The 16,076-nt window shown below is 68.0% G+C and carries 15 protein-coding genes and 1 tRNA gene; 12 read left to right on the forward strand and 4 right to left on the reverse strand.

From position 1 onward, the window contains the following. Positions 1 to 96: 96 nt before the first annotated feature. Positions 97 to 1,545 carry an NAD(P)-dependent oxidoreductase gene (locus tag ACWPN8_RS02575; RefSeq protein WP_492239820.1) on the reverse strand — a complete coding sequence of 483 codons (1,449 nt, stop codon included), beginning with the start codon at positions 1,543 to 1,545 and terminating at the stop codon, positions 97 to 99. 385 nt (positions 1,546 to 1,930) lie between these two features. Between ACWPN8_RS02575 and ACWPN8_RS02580 the strand changes: the two genes are divergently transcribed. After that, entirely contained in the window at positions 1,931 to 2,731 is an 801-nt protein-coding gene (locus ACWPN8_RS02580) for an undecaprenyl-diphosphate phosphatase (RefSeq protein WP_109095962.1), read from the forward strand. Between the two features lie 90 nt (positions 2,732 to 2,821). Here the strand turns inward: ACWPN8_RS02580 and ACWPN8_RS02585 are convergent, their stop codons facing one another. After that, complete coding sequence (locus ACWPN8_RS02585) at positions 2,822 to 4,009, reverse strand: MFS transporter (protein WP_492239821.1); 1,188 nt, start codon at positions 4,007 to 4,009, stop codon at positions 2,822 to 2,824. A 197-nt stretch (positions 4,010 to 4,206) separates the two neighbouring features. Continuing rightward, positions 4,207 to 5,178, reverse strand: coding sequence for a complex I NDUFA9 subunit family protein (locus ACWPN8_RS02590; RefSeq protein WP_492239822.1), 972 nt, complete (start codon positions 5,176 to 5,178; stop codon positions 4,207 to 4,209). A gap of 278 nt (positions 5,179 to 5,456) precedes the next feature. Here ACWPN8_RS02590 and ACWPN8_RS02595 point away from each other — a divergent pair. The 10 genes from ACWPN8_RS02595 (at position 5,457) to ACWPN8_RS02640 (ending at position 13,656) form a co-directional block, all read left to right on the forward strand. Beyond that, a tRNA-Leu gene (locus ACWPN8_RS02595) sits at positions 5,457 to 5,543 on the forward strand. Positions 5,544 to 5,664: 121 nt separating this feature from the next. Next, positions 5,665 to 6,291 carry a ribonuclease D gene (locus ACWPN8_RS02600; RefSeq protein ID WP_109095959.1) on the forward strand — a complete coding sequence of 209 codons (627 nt, stop codon included), beginning with the start codon at positions 5,665 to 5,667 and terminating at the stop codon, positions 6,289 to 6,291. Between the two features lie 241 nt (positions 6,292 to 6,532). Then, positions 6,533 to 7,570, forward strand: coding sequence for a KpsF/GutQ family sugar-phosphate isomerase (locus ACWPN8_RS02605; protein WP_492239823.1), 1,038 nt, complete (start codon positions 6,533 to 6,535; stop codon positions 7,568 to 7,570). Positions 7,571 to 7,622: 52 nt separating this feature from the next. After that, complete coding sequence (gene lptC / locus ACWPN8_RS02610; protein WP_247872776.1) at positions 7,623 to 8,396, forward strand: LPS export ABC transporter periplasmic protein LptC; 774 nt, start codon at positions 7,623 to 7,625, stop codon at positions 8,394 to 8,396. Next, positions 8,393 to 9,289: an LptA/OstA family protein gene (locus ACWPN8_RS02615; RefSeq protein WP_492239824.1), complete on the forward strand. Its 897-nt coding sequence runs from the start codon at positions 8,393 to 8,395 to the stop codon at positions 9,287 to 9,289. The genes lptC and ACWPN8_RS02615 overlap by 4 nt, the downstream gene beginning before the upstream one ends. After that, the gene (gene lptB / locus ACWPN8_RS02620) at positions 9,286 to 10,077 is read left to right on the forward strand and encodes an LPS export ABC transporter ATP-binding protein (RefSeq protein ID WP_109095958.1); all 792 of its coding nucleotides are present in this window, start codon (positions 9,286 to 9,288) and stop codon (positions 10,075 to 10,077) included. Before ACWPN8_RS02615 ends, lptB begins: the two co-directional genes overlap by 4 nt. A gap of 33 nt (positions 10,078 to 10,110) precedes the next feature. After that, a complete protein-coding gene (rpoN, locus tag ACWPN8_RS02625; protein WP_492239825.1) occupies positions 10,111 to 11,727 on the forward strand; it encodes an RNA polymerase factor sigma-54 in 1,617 nt (538 codons plus the stop codon). 152 nt (positions 11,728 to 11,879) lie between these two features. Continuing rightward, the gene (gene hpf, locus ACWPN8_RS02630; protein ID WP_109095956.1) at positions 11,880 to 12,470 is read left to right on the forward strand and encodes a ribosome hibernation-promoting factor, HPF/YfiA family; all 591 of its coding nucleotides are present in this window, start codon (positions 11,880 to 11,882) and stop codon (positions 12,468 to 12,470) included. A gap of 34 nt (positions 12,471 to 12,504) precedes the next feature. Then, positions 12,505 to 12,963: a PTS IIA-like nitrogen regulatory protein PtsN gene (gene ptsN, locus ACWPN8_RS02635; protein ID WP_109095955.1), complete on the forward strand. Its 459-nt coding sequence runs from the start codon at positions 12,505 to 12,507 to the stop codon at positions 12,961 to 12,963. 150 nt (positions 12,964 to 13,113) lie between these two features. Continuing rightward, the gene (locus ACWPN8_RS02640; protein ID WP_492239826.1) at positions 13,114 to 13,656 is read left to right on the forward strand and encodes a Uma2 family endonuclease; all 543 of its coding nucleotides are present in this window, start codon (positions 13,114 to 13,116) and stop codon (positions 13,654 to 13,656) included. Positions 13,657 to 13,819: 163 nt separating this feature from the next. On the opposite strand, the gene ubiG is transcribed toward ACWPN8_RS02640, so the two are convergent. Then, the gene (ubiG, locus tag ACWPN8_RS02645; RefSeq protein WP_492239827.1) at positions 13,820 to 14,614 is read right to left on the reverse strand and encodes a bifunctional 2-polyprenyl-6-hydroxyphenol methylase/3-demethylubiquinol 3-O-methyltransferase UbiG; all 795 of its coding nucleotides are present in this window, start codon (positions 14,612 to 14,614) and stop codon (positions 13,820 to 13,822) included. A gap of 183 nt (positions 14,615 to 14,797) precedes the next feature. Here ubiG and ACWPN8_RS02650 point away from each other — a divergent pair, with 183 nt between their 5' ends. Continuing rightward, positions 14,798 to 16,033, forward strand: coding sequence for an aspartate kinase (locus tag ACWPN8_RS02650; RefSeq protein WP_109095953.1), 1,236 nt, complete (start codon positions 14,798 to 14,800; stop codon positions 16,031 to 16,033). Positions 16,034 to 16,076: the final 43 nt, after the last annotated feature.

Consider the following 16,076-nt stretch of genomic DNA (forward strand, 5'->3'; position numbering starts at 1 on the left):
GGAACGACCCTTTCACAGTCTGGACGTTGACCTGGGGGGCCGAAGGGAAGGCCCCCTGGGGTAGACGGTGTTCTGATAGCGGAAAGACGGAGCGCCTTACTCGGCCGCGACGGCCAGCTTGGGCGCGCCGACGGTCTGGGCGTAGGCGTGCATGGCGTCGGCGGCGTCGCGGCCGTCGCGGATGGCCCACACCACCAGCGAGGCGCCGCGGACGATGTCGCCGGCGGCGAAGACGCCGTCCAGGCTGGTCATCTTGGTGCGGTGGTCGACCAGCAGCGTGCCCCAGCGGGTGACGGTCAGGTCCGGCGAGCCGAACATGCCCGGCAGATCCTCCGGCTCGAAGCCGAGCGCCTTGATGACGAGGTCGGCCGGCTCGGTGAAGTCGGAGCCCTCGATCACCTGCGGGGTCTGGCGGCCGGTGGCGTCGGCGACACCCAGATGGATGCGCACGGCGCGCACACCGGTGACGACATCGGTGCCGGTGAAGGCCTCGGGTGCGGCCTGCCAGACGAACTCGACGCCTTCTTCCTCGGCATGCGCCACCTCGCGCTGCGAGCCCGGCATGTTCTTGCGGTCGCGGCGGTACAGGCACTTGACCGAGGTCGCACCCTGGCGGATCGCCGTGCGGACGCAGTCCATCGCGGTGTCGCCGCCGCCGAGAACCACCACCTTCTTGCCGGCGGCGTTCAGCGAGCCGTCCTCATAGGCCTCCATGGAATCCCCGAGACCGACCTTGTTCGAGGTGGTCAGGTATTCCAGCGCCGGGACGATGTTCTTCAGCCCCGAGCCGGGGGCCTTGATGTCGCGGGCCTTGTAGACGCCGGTGGCGATCAGGATGGTGACGTGGCGCTCGCGCAGCTCGGCCAGGGTGGCGTCGCGGCCGACCTCGAAATTGGAATGGAAGATGACGCCGGCATCGGCCAGACGCTGGACCCGGCGGGCGACGACGTCCTTCTCCAGCTTGAAGCCGGGGATGCCGTAGACCAGCAGGCCGCCCATGCGGTCGTAGCGGTCGTAGACATGGACCTCGTAGCCCTTGGCGCGCAGCTCCTCGGCGGCGGCGAGACCGGCCGGGCCGGCGCCGACCACGCCGACCGACAGGCCCAGCTCGCGGGCCGGCTTGCGCGGCTTGACCCAGCCGTTTTCCCAGGCGGTATCGTTGATGTACTTCTCGACCGAGCCGATGGTGACGGCGCCGTGGGTCGACTGCTCGATGACGCAGTTGCCCTCGCACAGCCGGTCCTGCGGGCAGATGCGGCCGCAGATTTCGGGGAAGTTGTTGGTGGCCTGGGAGACCTCGTAGGCCTCCTCCAGACGGCCCTCGGCGGTCAGCTTCAGCCAGTCGGGGATGTTGTTGGAGACCGGGCAGTGCACCTGGCAGAAGGGAACGCCGCACTGCGAGCAGCGGTTGGCCTGCTCGCCGGCGCGCTCGTTGCTGAAGCGGGCATAGATCTCGGCGAAGTCCTGGCGGCGGTCGGCGGCAGACCGCTTGTCGGGCATCTTCTGCGCGGTGTGCACGAAGCCCAACATTTTCTGGTTCGCCATGACGTCTGCTCCTTGCTTCGCGGCCCCGCCCGCTGTCGCGGGGGCATCGCCTTGCTGGGCCTGACCGGGGGCTGCGGCTGTGGCCTACACCGACCGGATGGGTTGAAATCGAACGTCCGCGAAGTGGCGGACGCTCGTCATATAACGCATGCGCCCACCCCGCGGAAGCACAAAAACACCGATAGGTCCGGTTTGTTGACCTTTTCTTCCGCAAGGCTGAAATGCGTGGGCGTGGCGGTGGGGTGTCACAAAAACGCGACAGAAAATTAGTCCCAATTCAGGACTATCGCCCGAATAGGGGTACCGACCCCACGCCATCGCCAACCGCCGCCGCCGCCTGCTATAAGCGCTGCAACATTCACCGTGCCGAAGGCTGCGTGCCGCGATGATGATCGATCAATATCTGGACGCCACCCTCCTGGGGCTGATCGAGGGGCTGACCGAGTTCCTCCCCGTCTCCTCCACCGGCCACCTGATCATGCTGGACGAACTGCTGGGTTTCGAGGGCCCGCCCGGCAAGGTGTTCGAAGTCGTGATCCAGCTCGGCGCCATCCTGGCGATCTGCGTGGTCTATTTCCAGCGGCTGTGGCATGTCGCCACAGGGCTGAAGGACGATCCCGGCGCCCGGCGCTTCGTGATGGCGGTGGTCATCGCCTTCCTGCCAGCGATGGTGCTGGGCGCCGGCCTGCACGGCGTCATCAAGGCGGTGCTGTTCAACCCCACCGTGGTCAGCATCGCGCTGATCGTCGGCGGCATCGCCATCCTGCTGGTGGAGCGGCTGATCCCGGTCGCCCGCTACCACAAGATCGAGAATTTCTCCGCCCCGCTGGCGCTGAAGATCGGCTTCTGCCAGTGCCTCGCCCTGGTGCCGGGCGTGTCGCGGTCGGGTGCCAGCATCCTGGGCGCCCTGCTGATGGGCGTCGACCGCAAGGCGGCGGCCGAGTTCTCCTTCTTCCTGGCGGTGCCGACCATGGCCGGCGCCACCGTCTACGACCTCTACAAGAACTGGTCGGTGATGAGCCTGGACAGCGGCCTGCTGATCCTGGTCGGCTTCGTCACCGCCTTCATTGCCGCAGCATTGGTGGTGAGGACGCTGGTGGACTTCGTCGGCCGCTACGGCTTCACCCCGTTCGGCTGGTACCGCATCGCCGTCGGCACCGGCATGCTGGCGTTCCTTTACCTGTAAGGACGAGGGCCGCGACTGCGGCCCCCGCAGGCCCATGCCTGCGCAGGCAAGCGGCCGGATGGCCGCGCCCGCCGATTGAGGGCAAAAAAGCTAAACCACCCGCCGCGGCACCGCACGGGCCGCGGCGGCGGCCATGCCCAGCGCCAGCAGCGCGATCATCGCGAAGGCGGTGGCGAGGCTGGTGGCCTCGGCGATGAAGCCGACCAGCGGCGGACCGGCCAGCACGCCGGCATAGCCCATGGTGGACACCGCGGCGACCGCATGGTCGGGATGACCGCTGTCCACCGACCCCGCGGTGCTGAACAGCACCGGGACGATGTTCGACAGGCCGATCCCGGTCAGTCCGAAACCGACCATCGCCAGCACCGGCGCTCCCCCTCCGACGATCCCCCCGGCCAGCACGCAGCCCAGCCCGGCCGTGGCCAGCAGGCCGCCGGCACGCATCAGCGTCGCCCCGCCGAAGCGGTGGCGAAGCCGGTCGCCGCTGAACCGCCCGGCCGCCATGGCGGCGCAGAACACGCCGAAGCCCATGCCGGCGATGGAAGCCGGCGCCCCCAGATCGTCGCGCAGGTGGATGGCGCTCCAGTCCAGGATGGCGCCTTCGCCCATGAAGGCCATCGCGGCGAGCAGGCCAAGCAGCAGGGTCTTGCGGTCGGGCAGCACCAGCCCGCCGCCGCCGGAATTGCGGTCGGGCAGGAAGCGCCCCTGCAAGGCCAGGAACAGCGCCAGCAGCCCGGCCGACACCAGCCCGGCCTGCGCCGCCGGCGGCATCAGCGGCAACAGCAGCCCGCCCAGGCCGGCGCCGGCCAGCCCGCCGAGGCTCCACATTCCGTGCAGCGATGACATGATCGGCCGGCCCATCCGCCGTTCCACCAGCGCGCCCTGGGCGTTCATCGCGACGTCCATGGTGCCGCCCGACGCGCCGAACAGCGCCAGCACGATGCACAGCGTCGTCACGTCCGGCACCAGCGAGGGCAGGGGAAGCAGCCCGGCGAACAGCAGGGCGGTCACCCGCGTCACCGGCGCGCTGCCCAGCCGGCCCAGAAGCGGCCCGCTGGCGATCATCGCCGTCAGGGCGCCGACGGCGAGGCAGAGCAGGGCGGCACCCAGCACCGCCGGGCTGAGGTCGAGCCGGTTCTTCAGCAGCGGAATCTGCGTCGCCCACACGCCGAAGACGGTGCCGTTCAGGAAGAAGGCGGCGACGGTCGCCCAGCGCGCGACCGATGCCTGTTCCGCCATCCGGCCCGACACGCCCCGGATATCCTCTGCTCCCGTCATCACCGTTCCCGCCCTGGTTGAACCGCCCACATGACGGCGGCGGCGGGGTAATTCAAGCGGCGTTGGAGCAGGCGTGCCATGCCCGCGGCAGCAGGCCGATGGTCCGGGCAAAGGAAAAGCCCCGGCGCAGGGCCGGGGCTTTCGGGAGGCATGGGCGCGAACCTGCCTGCTGGCGGGCCTTGGCCCGGCAGGCGTTGTCAGTGCGCGCTGTTGGTCTGGCCGCTGAACTTGCCGCCGACGATGAAGCGCGACAGGTAGGTCGGCAGGATCACCTCGCAGGCCGCCAGCTCGGTGATGCCCAGATCCTTGAAGCCCAGCGCGCCCGGCGAGACGACGTTGTCCTGCTTCAGCAATGCCACCTGGTCGCGGGTCAGGGCCGGGGCCAGCACCGGCACCTTCTCCAGGATGCCGGCCAGCGACTCGGCGGCGTTCCAGGGGATGGTCACCAGCGGGCGGTGGCGCTGGATGTCCTTCTGGGTCAGCTCCAGCAGTTCGCGGAAGGTGTAGATGCGCGGACCGCCCAGCTCGTAGGTCTTGCCGCGGCTGGCGTCGCTGTCCAGCGCCGCGATCACGGCGTCGGCCAGGTCGCCGACATAGACCGGCTGGAACAGGGTCTTGCCGCCGCCGATCAGCGGCAGGACCGGGGCCTTCTGCGCCATCGCAGCGAACTTGTTGAAGAAATTGTCCTCCGGCCCGAAGACGATGCTGGGGCGCAGGATGGTCGCCGCCGGGAAGGCGGACAGCACCGCCTGCTCGCCGGCCGCCTTGGAGCGGGCATAGACCGACGGCGAGGAGGCGTCGGCGCCGATGGCGGAGATCTGGATCAGCCGGTTGACGCCCGCCGCGGCGGCCAGCCGGGCGATGCGCGACGCGGCGTCGACATGCACGCCCTGGAAGCTCTGGCTGCCGCGCTCGTACAGCACGCCCAGCAGGTTGATGGCGACATCCGCCCCCTGCAGCGCGCGGCCGACCGACACGTCGTCGGTGCAGTCGGTGGCGAACGGCACGATCTGGCCGACGGCGCCGGCCGTCTTCAGGAAGCCGGCCTTGCCCGGGTTGCGGGTGGCGATGCGGATGACGGCGCCCGACTTGGCGAGGCGCCGGATCAGGTGGCGGCCGATGAAGCCCGAACCGCCGAACACCGTGATAACCTGAGTGCGATAGGACATCGACCGTCTCCCGTGCCGTTGCGCGCCGAAACCGGGGTCTTCGCGCTTTTTGCGCGCGCCCCCGCGCGTCGTCCGACTGTGTGTCGCCATAAAGGACTGCTGGAACTGCGGTCCTGCTTATAGCGAATGGACCGCGCCCAATCTAGGGACTGCATCGCCGCGGCCGGTGCTCCGCGGGCGAAAACCCGCGATGCGGCAAAAAAATGAAGGGGCCGGAAAAAAGCTGTTGACGCCCCCCGGAAGGATCATTAAACAACCGCCCACACACCGAGCACCGAGCCCAGGTGGCGGAATTGGTAGACGCGCAGGTTTCAGGTACCTGTGGCAGAAATGTCGTGGAAGTTCGAGTCTTCTCCTGGGCACCATTTCTTTCTACCCGGCTGCGCCGCATGCACAGCTCCTTCGATCGAGAAGGAGGACGTGCAGAGCGGCGTTCGTCGTTTCTAGGGTCCATGGCCGGGGGCCTGACCACCCCGGGACGCGACCATGCCCATCGACCTTCATGACGGCGACCTCCCCGACGGCCTCGACCTCGGCGCCGGCGCCCGCGACAACTGCGTCGCCATCGACACCGAGACCATGGGGCTGAACCCCCACCGCGACCGCCTCTGCCTGGTGCAGCTGTCGGCCGGCGACGGTGCGATCCATCTGGTGCAGTTCCGCCCCGGCCAGTATGAGGCGCCGAACCTGAAGCGCCTGCTCACCGATCCCACCGTGACCAAGCTGTTCCACTTCGCCCGTTTCGACGTGGCGGTGATGAAGGCCTATCTGGGCGTCAGCTGCCAGCCGGTCTACTGCACCAAGGTGGCCTCCAAGCTGGTCCGCACCTTCACCGACCGCCATGGCCTGAAGGACCTGTGCAAGGACCTGCTGGGCGTGGAGATCTCCAAGCAGCAGCAGTCCTCCGACTGGGGGGCGCCCGAGCTGACCACCGACCAGATGAAGTACGCCGCGTCGGACGTGCTGCACCTGCACGACCTGAAGGCGAAGCTGGACGTCATGCTGGCGCGCGAGGGCCGCACCCACCTGGCCCAGGCCTGCTTCGACTTCCTGCCCGCCCGCGGCGAGCTGGACCTCGGCGGCTGGGAAACCCCGGACATTCTGGCGCACTGACAGCGGGCGTCTTTGGTGCTTCAAATGGCGGGAGGAATCCCTCTCCCCGCTCTCAGCGGACCTTCGGTCCGCCTGTCGCGACAGCGCAAACTTCGTTTGCGCGAAAGCGGGGAGGAGAGGGGGCTGACCGGGCGTTGATTTGACCCGGCGTCCGCCGGTGGGCATACTGCCTGATGCGCCTGTCCGGGAGTCCTCCGGGCAGGCGCCGTCTTTGTGAACGGCCCATCGCCGGGCCTTGCGAATGGAAGGCATCACAGCCTTGACCAGTGTCATTACGTCCAGCCTCGCCGGCAGCCAGGCCGTTTCGACGGAGTCGAGCCCGGTGGAAAACCGCGATCTCGCCTGCGCCACCCGCGTTCTGCGGACCGAGGCCGATGCGCTGCTGGCGCTGGCCGACAGCCTCGACGGCAAGTTCCTGCGGGCGCTCGACATCCTGCAGGGCATCGAAGGCCGCGTGATCGTCACCGGCATGGGCAAGTCGGGCCATGTCGCCCGCAAGATCGCCGCCACCATGGCCTCCACCGGCACGCCGGCCTTCTTCGTCCATCCGGGCGAGGCGAGCCACGGCGACCTCGGCATGATCGCGAAGATCGACGCGGTGGTGGCGCTGTCCAATTCCGGCGAGACGCACGAGCTGGCGGACATCATCGCCTACACCCGCCGCTTCGGCATTCCGCTGATCGGCATGACGCGGCGCGCCGCCTCCGCCCTGGCCGAACAGTCCGACGTGGCGCTGGTCATCCCGCCGGAACCGGAAGCCTGCCCGCTGGGGCTGGCGCCCACCACCTCCACCACCATGATGCTGGCGCTGGGCGATGCGCTGGCGGTGGCCCTGCTGGAACGGCGCGGCTTCTCCGCCGCCGATTTCCGCGAGTTCCACCCCGGCGGCCAGTTGGGCCGCGCATTGCTGAAAGTCACCGACATCATGCACAAGGGCGAGGATTTGCCCCTGTGCCGTCTTGACTCGCCGCTGTCCGACGTCATCTTCGAGATGACGGCCAAGCGGCTGGGCTGCGTCGGGGTGACCGACGATGCCGGCGCGCTGGTCGGGATCATCACCGACGGCGACCTGCGCCGTCATCTGACGCCGGAGCTTCTGGCGGAACGCGCGGACAGCATCATGTCGCCGCGGCCCAAGACCATCCGCCCCAAGGCGTTGATCGTCGAAGCGCTGCGCGAGATGAACGACAAGAAGATCACCACCCTGTTCGTGATCGAGGCCGACCGGCCGCTCGGCATCGTGCACATCCACGATGTCCTGCGCGCCGGTGCGGCCTGACGATTGTTCTGTCCATGATGGAAGCGAAGCGCCGAGCCGGAGGGACGAGGATTTGAGCCTGGACGACCTGCGCAGCCCTGATCGCACCGCCCCCGCCGCCCCGAGCAGCGGGCAAGGCTCCATCGGCGGCCTGTCCGCTGCCGGTGCGCCGAACCTTCGCGCGCCGGACCGCCGCCTGTCGGCCGCCGCCGAACCGCCGGCGGCGCTGCGGGCGCACCGGCGGCGCGACACCCGTCCGGTCAGCCGGGTCTACAGCCGTTTCGTTTCCGCAATGAAGTTCGTGCTGCCGGCGGCGGCGCTGGCGATGGTGGCCCTGCTGGCCGCCTGGCCGTCGCTGAACAGCCCGCAGAGCGCCCGCGTCAGCGCCGACGCCGGGCAGAGCGAGATGCTGAAGCCGCGCTATTTCAGCCTGGACGAGCACAACCAGCCCTTCTCGCTGGTGGCGGCCAAGGCCGACAAGTCGGCCGACCAGCCCGACATCGTCCTGCTGGACGACCCGCAGGCGGAGATGACGGAGACCACCGGCACCTGGGTGACCATGCGGTCCGACAAGGGCTGGTACAACCAGGCCACCGGCATCCTGCTGATGCGCGGCAACGTCCATGTGCTGCGCGACGACGGCAACGAGTTCACCACCAGCGAGGCCGAGGCCGACATCCGCAAGGGCAACGCCTGGGGCGACAAGGCGGTGACCGGCCAGGGTCCGCAGGGCGAGATCAACGCCATCGGCTTCCGCATGACGGACCGCGGCAAGAATGTCGTCTTCCTCAACCAGTCGAAGGCCGAGGTCCAGGCCGCCGAGCGCCCCGGGAGCAAGAAGCCGTGACGTCCAAACGGTCGCCAATCCGTCCCCCAACACTCCGTACCGCCCCCTTTTGTACCGCCCTGACCCTGTCGGCCATCCTGGCCGGCGGGTTTTTCGCTTTCGCATCTCCGATCTCCGCTCCGGCCTTCGCCCAGGGCCTGCCCGGCATGGGCGGCAAGCAGCCGGTGGAGATCAACGCCGACCAGGCGATCGAATGGCACCAGGACGTCCGCGCCTATGTGGCGCGCGGCAACGCGTCGGCCAAGCGCAACGACTCGACCGTCTTCGCCGACGTGCTGACCGCCTATTACCGCGAGACCCCGGGCAAGGGGAACGAGGTGTTCCAGCTGGTGGCCGACGGCAACGTCCGCATCGTCAGCCCGACCCAGCAGGTCTATGGCGACCACGGCGTCTATGACGTCGACAAGCAGGTCGCCGTCGTCACCGGCCGGGATCTGAGGCTGATCACCACCAAGGACGTGGTCACCGCCCGCGACAGCCTGGAATATTACGAGGCGCAGGACCTGACCGTGGCGCGCGGCGACGCGGTGGCGGTGCGCGGCAACGACCGGCTGCGCGCCGACGTGCTGATCGGCCGGCTGAAGAAGATGCCGGACGGCACCACCCAGATGGAGCGGATCGACGGGTCCGGCAACATCGTCGTCACCACCCCCACCGACGTGGCGCTGTCCGACAAGCTGGTCTATTCGGTCGCCGACAATGTCGCGGTGCTGATCGGCAACGTGAAGATCACCCGCGGCGACAACCAGCTGAACGGCGAAGCCGCCGAGATGAACATGAACACCAAGATCAACCGCGTCATCGCCGGCCGCGACGCCGGCGGCCGGGTCAGCGGCCTGCTGATTCCCGGCGAGAAGAACGGGCCCGGCGCGCCCGCGGGCAAGAAGCAGTGACCGTGCTGACCGCGAACGGGCCCGGCGCCGCTTCTGCCGGCAGCATCGCCGCAGCATCCGTCCCGACCGAAGGGCTGGTGGCCCAGCATCTTGGCAAGTCGTTCAAGAAGCGGCCGGTGGTGCGCGACGTCTCGATCAGCGTCCAGCGCGGCGAGGCGGTCGGGCTGCTCGGCCCCAACGGCGCCGGCAAGACCACCTGCTTCTACATGATCACCGGGCTGATCGCCGCCGACTCCGGCACGATCACGCTGGACGGCCAGGACATCACCGCGCTGCCGATGTACCGCCGCGCCCGGCTCGGCATCGGCTATCTGCCGCAGGAGGCCTCGATCTTCCGCGGCATGACGGTGGAGAACAACATCCGCTCCGTGCTGGAGGTGGTCGAGAGCGACCGCGACGCGCGCGAGGCGATGCTGGACGAGCTGCTGGCCGAGTTCTCGGTCACGCATCTGCGCCGCTCCCCCGCCCTGGCGCTGTCGGGCGGCGAGCGGCGGCGCGTGGAGATCGCCCGCGCGCTGGCCGGGCAGCCGCACTTCATCCTGCTGGACGAGCCGCTGGCCGGCATCGACCCCATCGCGGTGAACGACATCCGCGAGCTGGTCGGCCACCTGCGCGACCGCGGCATCGGCGTGCTGATCACCGACCACAATGTGCGTGAAACATTGGACCTCGTCGATCGGGCATACATTTTGCACGACGGTGTGGTACTAATGGAGGGACGGCCCGACGAGATCGTGGCGCACGAGGGGGTTCGCCGGGTCTATCTCGGTGACCGCTTCAGTCTGTAGCCCTCCGTTTCCACTGGTTCCGGTTCCACAGCCATGGCGCTTGCTCAACGTCTCGACCTTCGACAAGCCCAGACCCTGGTGATGACGCCGCAGCTGCAGCAGGCCATCAAGCTGCTGCAGCTGTCGAACATCGAACTGTCGGACTTCGTCGACCGCGAGATCGAGCAGAACCCGCTGCTGGAGCGTGACGGCGGACCGGCCGACGGCGGCAGCGATCCGGCGGGACCGGCGGACGGCGGCGATGTTCCGGGCGGGCTGGACGGCCCCGGCGGCATGGAGGCGAACGGCCTCAGCGTCGACGGGCTGAACGGCCGCGATGACGGGCCGGGTCTGGCCCCCAGCGACGGACGCACCCGCGACACGGTGGAGATGACCTCGTCGGACACGATGGCCTCCTCGTCGGAGTCGCCGCTCGACACCGATTTCGAGAATGTCTACAGCGACGACCGCTTCTCCGACGGCTCGGACGGCGGCAGCGAGGTCTACGGCTCCTACGGCGAGCGCGGCGGCCGCAGCGGCTTCGAGGATGACGACAGCAACCTCGAAGCGACGCTGACCAGCGAGAAGAACCTCCGCGACCATTTGACCGAGCAGCTGAAGATCGACCTGCCCGACCTGGGCGACCAGCTGATCGGGCTGGCCCTGATCGACATGCTGGACGAGGCCGGCTGGCTGATCGGCTTCGACGCCCAGGCGCTGGCCGAGCAGCTCGGCTGCGGTGCCGACCGGGTGGAGCGGGTGCTGGCCGCCTGCCAGCGCTTCGATCCGCCCGGCATCTTCGCCCGCTCGCTGAAGGAATGCCTGGCCATCCAGCTGCGCGAGAAGAACCGGCTCGACCCGGCGATGGCGGCGCTGCTCGACAACCTGGAGCTTCTGGCCGCGCGCAACCTGCCGGCCATCATGAAGGTCTGCGGCGTCGATGCCGAGGACGTCGCCGACATGGTCGTCGACATCCGCAAGCTGAACCCGAAGCCGGCGCTGGCCTTCGACCACACCCCGGCCCAGCTGGTCACCCCCGACATCCTGATGCGGGCCAATCCCGGCGGCGGCTGGCTGATCGACCTGAACCCGGACACGCTGCCGCGGGTGCTGGTCAACCACCGCTATTTCGCCCGCATCTCCGACGGCGCCCGCAACAAGGCCGACAAGGAATACATCTCCGAGCGGTTCCAGTCGGCCAACTGGCTGGTCAAGTCGCTGCACCAGCGCGCCACCACCATTTTGAAGGTGGCGAGCGAGATCATCCGCCAGCAGGATGCGTTCTTCATCCATGGCGTCTCGCACCTGCGACCGCTGATCCTGCGTGACATCGCGGAGGCCATCGGCATGCATGAAAGCACAGTCAGCCGCGTCACCACCAACAAGTTCATGGCGACCCCGCGCGGCGTCTTCGAGCTGAAATACTTCTTCACCTCCGCAATCCAGGGGGCGGACGGGCAGGCATCCCATTCCGCAGAAGCGGTTCGGCACCGCATCAAAACCATGATAGATGCCGAGAAGCCCGACGATGTGCTGTCCGACGACAAACTGGTGGAGATTCTGCGGGCGGAAGGGATCGACATTGCGCGAAGGACTGTCGCGAAGTATCGTGAAGCGATGAAAATACCGTCATCGGTGCAGCGACGCCGTGCCAAGATGTCACGCATGTAAGCGGGTTCGATGGGGGAGGGCTCGATTGACAGTCCGGTGACCCTTGCCTATCGTCCCGGCCCGCAAGCGGCGGATCAGCATCTATGAGCCCGACATCTTCGGACGTCGTGTCTACACCGTCCCCAGCGGACCAATATTGGAAACGTTCCACCATGCAACTCTCCGTCAAAGGCAAGCAGCTCGATGTGGGTGACGCTCTGCGCACCCATGTGGCCGACAGCCTGAACGCCGTGGTCGGCAAGTACTTCGACAAGCCGATCGAAGCGAACGTGATCCTGACCAAGGACGCGCACCTCTACAAGGCCGACATCCAGGCCCATGTCGGCCGCGGAATCGTCCTGCAGAGCGCGGGCGACGCCACCGAACCCTATCCGGCCTTCGACATCGCCTGCGAGAAGCTGGCCAAGCGCCTGCGCCGCTACAAGCGCCGCCTGCGCGACCACCACGCGGCCGAGAACGGCGCCGCCCTCCCGGCGAGCTACCGGGTGCTGGAAGCCGAGACCGAGGAGCATCACGACGAGGTCGAGGCTGCCGCCGACGGCGCCGCGAACCCGATGGTCGTCGCCGAGATGGAGACGAGCATCGCCACCCTGTCGGTCAGCGAGGCGGTGATGCGCCTTGAGCTGGCGCAGGCTCCGGCGCTGATGTTCCACAACGGTGCGCATGGCCGCCTGAACATGGTCTACCGTCGCGCCGACGGGAACATCGGCTGGGTCGACCCGGCGGAGAAGGCCGGCGCCTGACGGCGCCGACCCGTCTCGCCGGTCAAGAAGCGTCATGCTCGACCTCATTTCTCCGCACGCCATCCTCCCGAACCTGAAGGCCGGCAACAAGAAGCAGGCCCTGCAGGAGATGGCGCGCAAAGCGTCCGAGCTGACCGGTCAGCACGAGCGGGCGATCTTCGACGTGCTTCTGGAGCGCGAAAGGCTGGGCACGACCGGCGTGGGGCATGGCATCGCCATCCCGCACGGCAAGCTGTCCAGCCTGGACCGTGTCCATGGCGTCTTCGCCCGTGTGGAGCGGCCCATCGATTTCGATGCGATCGATGAGCAGCCGGTCGACCTGATCTTCCTCCTTCTCGCCCCGGAACAGGCGGGAGCCGATCATCTGAAGGCCCTTGCCCGCGTCTCGCGTCTTCTGCGGGACCAGTCCATGTGCGAGAAGCTGCGCGGAGCCCAGTCGGGCGACGCGATGTACGCGCTCCTGACCCAGCACGAGCCGAGCCCGTCCAACTGACGGGCCGCCGGTGAGGGGAATGGTATGCCGAAAGGGCCGCTGCACATTCGTGCGCGGCCCTTTTTCTTTGGTGCTTCAACACCAATTAGTGTCGGAACGGACGGGCTGCTACACTGGACCGAGTCGACTTGTTTGACGGGGGCCAAGGCCATGGGAAACCCACAGCGCAAGCCCTGGATTTCGCCGCAGGACTACCTCGCCGCCGAACGCAGCGCCGAGGTCCGCCACGAATATGTCGATGGCGAGATCTTTGCCATGGTCGGCGCGAGCCTGAACCATGCACGGATCGTTGCGCGCCTCGGGTATGCGATCCGGCAGGCGGCGTTGCGTCGTGGCTGTGATGCGTTCACCAACGACGTAAAGGTCAGGGTGGAGGCGGCGAACGCCTACTACTATCCCGACATCGTGGCGACCTGTGCCGCTGACGACGACCCGTATGTCGTCAAGGACCCGGTGCTGGTCGTGGAGGTGCTGTCCGACAGCACCGAAGCCATCGACCGTCGCGAGAAGCGGACCAACTACCAGAAGATCCCATCCCTGCGCGAGATCGTGCTGGTCTCGCAGAGCGAGCGTCTGGTCGAGGTCTACCGCCGCGACGGCAGCGGCTGGACCGTCGATGTGGTGCGCGACGGTCCGGTCATGCTGGCCGCGTTGGACCTCTCTCTGCCGTTGGACGCGATGTACGAGGATTGAGGGCACGCGGCGCTTTTCAATACCGGCCCTCCGTCGGTCGTCATCCCCGCGCAGGCGGGGATCCAGGAAACTCCGCAGTGAAGCGGCTGAAGCGGCTGGATTCCCGCCTGCGCGGGAATGACGGTCGAGATGAAACGGCGTCGGCTTCCGGCGCCCGCGCCCCTCACCCCCGCTCCGCCCAGCCCATGTAGTTCACGTCCAGATCACGCGCGTTCAGCCGGAACTCGTCGCTCAGTGGGTTGTACGTGATGCCGGTCAGGTCGCGTACGCTCAGGCCGTACGGGCGTACGATGGCGTTCAGTTCGGACGGGCGCAGGAACTGGCGCCAGTTGTGGGTGCCGCGCGGCAGCCAGCGCAGGATGTACTCCGCCCCGACGATGGCCAGCGCGAAGGACTTCGGCGTGCGGTTCAGCGTCGCCAGGAACAGCACCCCGCCCGGCGCCAGCAGGTCGGACAGCGACTTCACGAACAGGGGCACGTCGGCGACATGCTCGATCACCTCCATCGCCAGCACCACGTCGAACGTCTCGCCGCTGGCCGCCAGCGCCTCGGCGGTGGTGGCGCGGTAGTCCACCGTCGTGCCGGTCTCGGCGGCGTGGGTGGCGGCGGTCTTGATGTTCTTCTCCGACGCATCGACCCCAACCACCGTGGCGCCCATCCGCGCCAGCGGTTCCGCCAGCAGCCCGCCGCCGCAGCCGATATCGACGATGCGCAGGCCGGCAAGCGGGTTCGGCGCCAGCGGGTCGCGGCCCAGCCGCCTGCAGACGGCATCGCGGATGTAGGTCAGGCGCAGCGGGTTGAGCCGGTGCAGCGGCTTGAACTTTCCGGCCGGATCCCACCACTCGGCGGCGATGGCGGAGAAGCGGGCGACATCCTCCGGATCCACGGTTCCGCCGCCAATTCCGCCGGCAGGAGCGGTTGCGGACGCGTGCGGGAAGGCGGAGGATGAGGCGGTCATGGTGAAAATCCGTAAACTGTGAGGCGGGACGGGCGCGGGCAACTTGCCTCGCTTCCAGCGACGGAGTATGGATACGCCGCCCCGCGCCGGCAACGGTGGAGCGGGGGTGCGCACAGCCGACCCGCATGACCCAGATGGCGAGATCCAGACGGCATGACCGGGCGGCCAGACATGGTGTGAGGTATGGCGCGGATCGTCCTGAAGTTCGGAGGCACGTCGGTCGGCGACATCGACCGCATCAAGAACGTGGCCCGGAAGGTCGAGCAAGAGGTGAAGGCGGGGCATCAGGTCGCCGTCGTCGTGTCGGCGATGTCCGGCGTGACCAACCAGCTCGTCAAATACTGCAACGAAATCGACAAGCTGCACGACGCCCGCGAATATGACGCGGTCGTGGCGTCGGGCGAGCAGGTGACCTCCGGTCTCCTGGCCGTCGCCCTGCAGTCGCTCGGCATTCCCGCCCGCTCCTGGGCCGGCTGGCAGATTCCGATCCGCACCGACGACACGCACGGCAAGGCGCGCATCGTCTCCATCGACACCACCGAGATGGAAAAGTCCCTGCAGACCGGCGAAGTCGCCGTGGTCGCGGGCTTCCAGGGCGTGTCGGAGCATGGCCGCATCACCACGCTGGGCCGCGGCGGCTCGGACACCTCGGCGGTGGCGCTGGCGGCGGCGGTGAAGGCCGACCGCTGCGACATCTACACCGACGTGGACGGCGTCTACACCACCGACCCGCGCATCGTCACCAAGGCGCGCAAGCTCGACAAGATCACCTACGAGGAGATGCTGGAGCTGGCCTCGCAAGGCGCCAAGGTGCTTCAGACCCGCTCGGTCGAGATGGCGATGAACCACCGCGTGCGCGTGCAGGTGCTGTCGAGCTTCGAAGCGGCGGCGGGCAGTTCGCTTCCCGGAACCCTGGTTGTTGACGAGGACGAGATCGTGGAAAAGGAAGTTGTTAGCGGCATCGCCTACAGCCGCGACGAGGCGAAGATCACCCTGGTGGGCGTCGCCGACCAGCCGGGCGTCGCCGCCGCCATCTTCGGTCCGCTGACCGACAACGCCGTCAACGTCGACATGATCGTCCAGAACGTGTCGGAAGACGGCAAGTCCACCGACATGACCTTCACCGTCGGCAAGGCGGACATCGCCCGCGCCGTGAAGGTGCTGGAGGATGCGCAGTCCACCCTGAACTACAAGCGCATCGTGTCGGATGCCAACGTGGTCAAGGTGTCGGTCATCGGCGTCGGCATGCGCAGCCATGCCGGCGTCGCCCAGCGCATGTTCAAGGCGCTGGCCGACAAGGGCATCAACATCCAGGTCATCTCGACCTCGGAGATCAAGATCTCGGTCCTGATCGCCGAAGAGTATGCGGAGCTGGCGCTGCGCGCCCTGCACACCGCCTACGGCCTGGACGCCGCCTGATCGCAAGGTGGGTGCCGGGGACGGGAACATCAGGAGAGGGCCG

Source organism: Azospirillum sp. UENF 112521, assembly GCF_058780665.1.

Bases quoted from the DNA above. Each gene is read 5' to 3' on its own strand.
- ACWPN8_RS02575 (WP_492239820.1), bottom strand. From the start codon at position 1,545: ATGGCGAACCAGAAAATGTTGGGCTTCGTGCACACCGCGCAGAAGATG.
- ACWPN8_RS02580 (WP_109095962.1), top strand. From the start codon at position 1,931: ATGATGATCGATCAATATCTGGACGCCACCCTCCTGGGGCTGATCGAG.
- ACWPN8_RS02585 (WP_492239821.1), bottom strand. From the start codon at position 4,009: ATGACGGGAGCAGAGGATATCCGGGGCGTGTCGGGCCGGATGGCGGAA.
- ACWPN8_RS02590 (WP_492239822.1), bottom strand. From the start codon at position 5,178: ATGTCCTATCGCACTCAGGTTATCACGGTGTTCGGCGGTTCGGGCTTC.
- ACWPN8_RS02600 (WP_109095959.1), top strand. From the start codon at position 5,665: ATGCCCATCGACCTTCATGACGGCGACCTCCCCGACGGCCTCGACCTC.
- ACWPN8_RS02605 (WP_492239823.1), top strand. From the start codon at position 6,533: ATGGAAGGCATCACAGCCTTGACCAGTGTCATTACGTCCAGCCTCGCC.
- rpoN (WP_492239825.1), top strand. From the start codon at position 10,111: ATGGCGCTTGCTCAACGTCTCGACCTTCGACAAGCCCAGACCCTGGTG.
- hpf (WP_109095956.1), top strand. From the start codon at position 11,880: ATGCAACTCTCCGTCAAAGGCAAGCAGCTCGATGTGGGTGACGCTCTG.
- ptsN (WP_109095955.1), top strand. From the start codon at position 12,505: ATGCTCGACCTCATTTCTCCGCACGCCATCCTCCCGAACCTGAAGGCC.
- ACWPN8_RS02640 (WP_492239826.1), top strand. From the start codon at position 13,114: ATGGGAAACCCACAGCGCAAGCCCTGGATTTCGCCGCAGGACTACCTC.
- ubiG (WP_492239827.1), bottom strand. From the start codon at position 14,614: ATGACCGCCTCATCCTCCGCCTTCCCGCACGCGTCCGCAACCGCTCCT.
- ACWPN8_RS02650 (WP_109095953.1), top strand. From the start codon at position 14,798: ATGGCGCGGATCGTCCTGAAGTTCGGAGGCACGTCGGTCGGCGACATC.